This is a genomic window from Leptodesmis sp. (assembly GCF_052746595.1).
On sequence record NZ_JBRAGO010000149.1, the window covers coordinates 1 to 5,232 of the forward strand.

The 5,232-nt window shown below is 48.6% G+C and carries 8 protein-coding genes; 4 read left to right on the forward strand and 4 right to left on the reverse strand.

Translation table 11 applies throughout. The annotated features are described in order from the left end of the window. Positions 1 to 359: 359 nt before the first annotated feature. From ACUVQO_RS21505 to ACUVQO_RS21515, 3 genes are read right to left on the reverse strand one after another with little or no spacing between them, the layout of a single operon-like run. Positions 360 to 533, reverse strand: a complete 174-nt coding sequence (locus tag ACUVQO_RS21505; protein WP_445927867.1) for a SpoIIE family protein phosphatase — start codon at positions 531 to 533, stop codon at positions 360 to 362. Between the two features lie 47 nt (positions 534 to 580). Continuing rightward, entirely contained in the window at positions 581 to 2,131 is a 1,551-nt protein-coding gene (locus tag ACUVQO_RS21510; protein ID WP_445927868.1) for a PAS domain-containing protein, read from the reverse strand. A 28-nt stretch (positions 2,132 to 2,159) separates the two neighbouring features. Continuing rightward, complete coding sequence (locus ACUVQO_RS21515; RefSeq protein ID WP_445927869.1) at positions 2,160 to 3,122, reverse strand: urea ABC transporter substrate-binding protein; 963 nt, start codon at positions 3,120 to 3,122, stop codon at positions 2,160 to 2,162. 164 nt (positions 3,123 to 3,286) lie between these two features. On the opposite strand from ACUVQO_RS21515, the gene ACUVQO_RS21520 reads away from it, so the two are divergent. The 4 genes from ACUVQO_RS21520 to ACUVQO_RS21535 all read left to right on the forward strand — a co-directional run bounded on the left by ACUVQO_RS21520 (position 3,287) and on the right by ACUVQO_RS21535 (position 4,641). After that, positions 3,287 to 3,868, forward strand: a complete 582-nt coding sequence (locus ACUVQO_RS21520; RefSeq protein ID WP_445927870.1) for a hypothetical protein — start codon at positions 3,287 to 3,289, stop codon at positions 3,866 to 3,868. Positions 3,869 to 3,876: 8 nt separating this feature from the next. Further along, positions 3,877 to 4,134: a hypothetical protein gene (locus ACUVQO_RS21525; protein WP_445927871.1), complete on the forward strand. Its 258-nt coding sequence runs from the start codon at positions 3,877 to 3,879 to the stop codon at positions 4,132 to 4,134. A 3-nt stretch (positions 4,135 to 4,137) separates the two neighbouring features. Then, positions 4,138 to 4,263 carry a hypothetical protein gene (locus ACUVQO_RS21530; protein ID WP_445927872.1) on the forward strand — a complete coding sequence of 42 codons (126 nt, stop codon included), beginning with the start codon at positions 4,138 to 4,140 and terminating at the stop codon, positions 4,261 to 4,263. A 111-nt stretch (positions 4,264 to 4,374) separates the two neighbouring features. Then, positions 4,375 to 4,641: a hypothetical protein gene (locus ACUVQO_RS21535; protein WP_445927876.1), complete on the forward strand. Its 267-nt coding sequence runs from the start codon at positions 4,375 to 4,377 to the stop codon at positions 4,639 to 4,641. Here ACUVQO_RS21535 and ACUVQO_RS21540 read toward each other — a convergent pair. After that, positions 4,573 to 5,232 (reverse strand): response regulator (locus ACUVQO_RS21540; RefSeq protein WP_445927873.1); only part of this gene is annotated, 660 nt, incomplete at its 5' end. The two genes, ACUVQO_RS21535 and ACUVQO_RS21540, sit on opposite strands and share 69 nt — an antisense overlap.

Consider the following 5,232-nt stretch of genomic DNA (forward strand, 5'->3'; position numbering starts at 1 on the left):
GGCTCTTATGAATCTTAACCTCTTCGAGCTTTAAAGAACTTTCTCAGAAAAAAATAACTAATCCTGAACCAGCGTTTGAAAAGTATCCGGCGCTTGAAACCGCGACTACATTAACAAGGTCTGCCGACGCAGACTCAATACAATCAAGATTTTCAGTAACCTGCATCGACAGGTTTTCTCCGGATAGCCACGACTTCAGTCGCCAAAGTGATTTTAAAGCATCTTCGTAAGCTATTTTGTTGAGGTTAAACCAGATTCAGCTAGAAAACAGTAATTTTCCAATTAGGGAAAATACAGTTCTGGGCTTGGACAAGGTTTAGTCTAAAATGCCCATTTTTTGCGCGGATCTCACGCGATCGCTATTTCTTTTTGAGAACGACTACCGTAATATCGTCAAATACTTTTTGCTCTCCAATGTGAGTCATTAGGTCTTCAATAATTGCTTTACGGATGACTTCAGAAGTAAAATCTCGGTGTTTTTGAATCACCTGATACAATCGCTCTAAGCCGTACTGTTCTTTTCTGAGGTTCATGGCTTCCGTAATTCCATCTGTATATAAAACGACTACATCACCAGAATTCAGGAAAACTTTTTTTCGGAAACAAAGCGACTTATATCAAGTTCTAAACCTAATGGAAAACCTAGCTCCAAAGTATCAATTTTTTCAATATCACCATTTTGTCTTACAATGATTAAATCTTCATGCTGTCCTGTTAATCTCAGCACTCCAGACTCGTATTCCAGAAGGGCTAGTGTCATATTTCTGGGCGATCGCATCCGCTTGGTATTGTCATAAATAATTCGGTTGACCGTATTCAAGAGTTTGGTGCTATCGGTTTCCCCATTCGCGATTAATGCTCGCACTGAGGCTTGTACCATCAGCATGATAACTCCGCTTTCTAAACCATGCCCCGTGACATCCCCAATGCCGATTTGAATCCGGCCATTTTGTTGCAGGACATCATAGTAATCGCCGCCAACTTCATCTGCAGGTTCCATAAAGCCTACAATGTCTAACTGATTGATCGCGTTTAGTTCCGATTCCTTGGGCAATACCATTTGTTGTAGCCGACGACTCACTTCTAACTCTGCACTCATCCGCAAATTCTCTGCCTTCAGTTGTTCATTCAAAGCCAGAATTTCTGCATGGGCCTGGACAAGGGCGGCTTCCGCCTGATTGCGTTCTGCTTCCATTCGCTTGCGATCGCTAATATTGCGCACAATCACCAACGCCTCATCCGGCCCACAGGGAATGATCCGGGCTTCTTCGTGAGACAGGGTGCCATCAATGTTCAGGGAATACTCAAAAATTTGCAATTCCCGTGTATCCAGGGCTTTATGTATATAATGCATCCGCTGCTGGGAAATTTCTGGTGGCATGACCTCGTATTCGCTCTTACCAATCAGGTCTTCTTTCCCAATCATGGTGAAATTGGTGGGTGGCACGAAGTCCAGATAAGTTCCCTCCCGGTTGATACGCATGATCAGGTCGGGGATAACCTCCAGTAATGCCCGATTTCTGGCTTCCGTTTGTTGCAGTTCTAAGGTAGTACGCTCCAGGTCGCTAATATCCCGTGCCACCCAGATCACCGTGGTATCAGACAGGGGCGACACCTTGGCAGAGTACCGACGTTGTTCATGCCCCATCATTAGATGGTAGTCCAAACTCACTGTTTGCTGAGTACGCAGTGCCTGTTGAATGCAACTGAGGTGGAGATCTGCCTGCTCTGGCGGTAAAATCTCGTCAACCGTTTTGCCGATTCGCTCCAAATCTGGGTTGTACAAACTGGAGTCGGTAGACAGAATTTTGAGATAACGCCCCTGCTGATCGAAGATGCTGACGAAATCATCCATAGCTGTAAACATGGTTCGCAACTCTGCCTCTGCCTGTTGGCGTTCCTGGGTTTCTTGCTGCAATTGCGCCAGGGTTGCTTCCAGGGTGCGAGATTGTTGTTCCAGCTCGCTGAGGTAATGGTTGCTCTGAACTACTTCTGCCAGCAGATCGATCACCAGGGTTTGATTGGGAAAGTGGGTAAGTTGTTCCACTCCCATCCAGGGTAGCGGCGGTAGGGGTCGATCGCTCTGATCCACTACCTCAAATTGACCATTGGGTAACACCTTGCCGATCAAACAGGGCTTTTGGACATGATGGTTGCGTTCAATCTGAATTTGTCCCCCCTGGCGTTTCTAAAAGCTGACCATAAGCGGCCTGACGCACTGCAGCCGTAGCAAAACTTTGAGCCGTTTCGACTGCTTGTTTCCAGGCGTAGACCTGACTGTAGGCAGCAGCTATTGGATCACTGGTGACGCGATCGCCGCCATAGCGTGCCTGAAACGCCTGGACAAACCGCTGGTTCTGCGGGGTGGGCAAACTCTGGAAATAGCTCCAACTGGCGTAAGTACCCTCTGCACAAGCAGCAATACTCTGCAATTCGGGTTCTGCAACACTCACTGCCATCACGGGTAACGTCTCCGGTGAGCAGCCTGCCTCTCGGTAAGCCCGGTAGAAGGCCAGGTTGCTGTCTCCACTCAAGGTATTAAAAATCACATCCGGTTTTGCTTGCAGAATCTCTTGCAGAATCGGCTCAAACGCCTTGCTGCTCAGAGGAACGTAGACTTCACCCACTACAGTTCCCCCAGCCTGCTGCAGTTGGGCGTGAACCATTTTATGAATGGTGCGAGGAAACACATAATTGGATCCCAGTAAATAAAGGCGATCGCCATAATGCTGCAACAACCAGGCCACAGCAGGTTCGACTTGCTGATTGAGGCAACACCCGAAATAAAAGACACGGTTAGACGCTTCCAACCCTTCATACTGCACGGGATACCAGAGCAGAATATTAGCGGCTTCCACCAGAGGCACAATGGCCTTACGACTGGCAGAAGTCCAGCAACCAAACATCGTAGCCACCTGATCCTGGTGCAGCAATTTCTCAGCTTTACGGACGAATTCCTGACGATCAGATGCTCCATCTTCAATCACAGGCTCAATGATCTGTCCCAGCACCCCTCCGGCCTGGTTAATTTCCGCGATCGCCATCAGGGCCGCATCCACCAGTGAGCGTTCACTGATGGTCATAGAACCTGTTAGAGAATGCAAAATACCGATACGAACCATACTGCCTGCTGCCTAACTAGAAGATGAGAGTTTACGATATCCAGGAATGAGAGGGTGAACACCCTGCCAACTCATCATAGAGAGCCTTTGGCTGAAAACCTTCCTGGTTTTTGCAGATGTCGTCTGCTTTAGAATAATGTTAAGGTGCCCTGACTCCAGTCATTATGAGCTCAATCGAAAGGGATTGCATTGCCATACCTGATTTACCTCCTGGCGATTGCGAACCCATCCATATTCCAGGAGCCATTCAACCCCACGGTGCCCTGCTACTGATCAGGGAGCCTGATCTCACTATTGTCCAGGTCAGTGCTAATACCGCTGCAGTTTTAGGCAGAAGACCCGAGGAATTACTCAATACTCCCTTGATCGACCTGCTGGGAGTATTCCAGGTTGAAATGCTCAGTGCCTATCTGGGTGGTGACTTTAACTCGATCAACCCATTGCACCTGATGATTCCGCATACCCAACAAGCGCGGCGCATGGATGGTATGATTCATCGGACTGAGGCGGGGGTGATTCTGGAACTGGAGCCTGCCCAACTTGAGGAGGAAACAGATGTCTTTGGATTCTATCATCTGGTGAAAGGAGCACTTAACCGGATGCAAAGTGCAATGACTCTGGAACAACTGGGCCAGGGGATTGTGCAGGAAATTCGTCAGCTAACCGGGTGCGATCGAGTGACGGTCTACCAGTTTGATGGTAGCGGAGCAGGCCAGGTGATTGCGGAAGCCAGCGGGACGGTCTAGATCCTTACTTGGGGCTACACTACCCAGCGATCGATATTCCCAACTCCGCCAGACAGCTTTACACCCTCAACGGGTTGCGGCTCATTCCCGATGTACATTACCAACCCGTCCCCCTGATCCCAGTTTTAAATCCCCTCAGCGATCGGCCCACGGATCTCAGCCTTGCAGTCCTCAGAAGTGTCTCTCCCTGCCACATTGAGTACCTGCAAAATATGGCAGTAGCCGCTTCCATATCCATCTCCTTGATCAAACAGGGAGAACTGTGAGGATTGATCGCCTGCCATCATGGCACACCCAAATTCATTCCTTATGCGGTGCGGATTGCCTGCGAATTTTTGGGCCAGATTATGTCGATGGAACTGATCACCAAAGAAGCGAATGAAGACCTGGATTAAAAAATGAAACTAAAGTCCATCCAGGCCAAATTTATAGAAATAATTCCACAACAGAACCAGCATTCATTAATCAACTATCTCATCAACCCAAACTTGTAACTCCTGGACTTGGTGAGTGCTCAGGGGGCTGCAATTTACTGGAATGGGGAATTTACCGCCTTGGGCAAGACCCCTGACCCAAATGCTTTACACCGCTTACTGGAGTGGCTGGAGAGCCATACTGAAGACAATCTTTTTTATACCGATGCCCTGCCCAGCTTGTATCAGGAAGCCGAGAGCCACCGTTCCATTGCCAGTGGCTTGATCGCCTTAACCATTCCGAAAACCAACCGGAATTACATCCTTGAGTTGTTTCAGAATCGTAGCTCCCATCTCTGAAATCTGGTCGGCGGTATAGCCCAGAACATCAGTAATCCCCCGATTGATATAGACACAGCCCTGTTCTGTGAGGTCATAGACATAAACGATACCGGGAGTTGTATCGGCGATCTTCTGGATGAATCGTTGGCTTTCTTGTAACTCCGCTTTGCGCTGCTGTAACTCCCGGCGTAACTGAGCGTTCTGAATGACATTATTCAGGGTAAATAGCAAATCACTGGCACTGGTATGGCCTTTGATCAGGTAATCTTGGGCACCCAGTTTCATGGCCCGCACCGCGATCGCCTCATCTCCTTGGCCAGTCAGCATAATCACGGGAGGAGCCTGATCTCCTGCTTGCTGGTTCAGTTCCTCCAAAAATTCCAGCCCATCCAGGTCAGGCAACCGAAAATCCAATAACCCGCTGTCTGGATGCAAGTTCTGACACTGAGCCAAACCTGCTTCAGCTGATTCTTCTTCCAGGATGATGTAGTGGTGGGTTTGGTCACGCAGCAAATAACGCCGATAGGCTTCCCGATCTTCTGGACTATCATCAATGATCAAAACAGTGCGCTGCGGCATCATGGCCACTTCTTTATAGTGACGGAAACA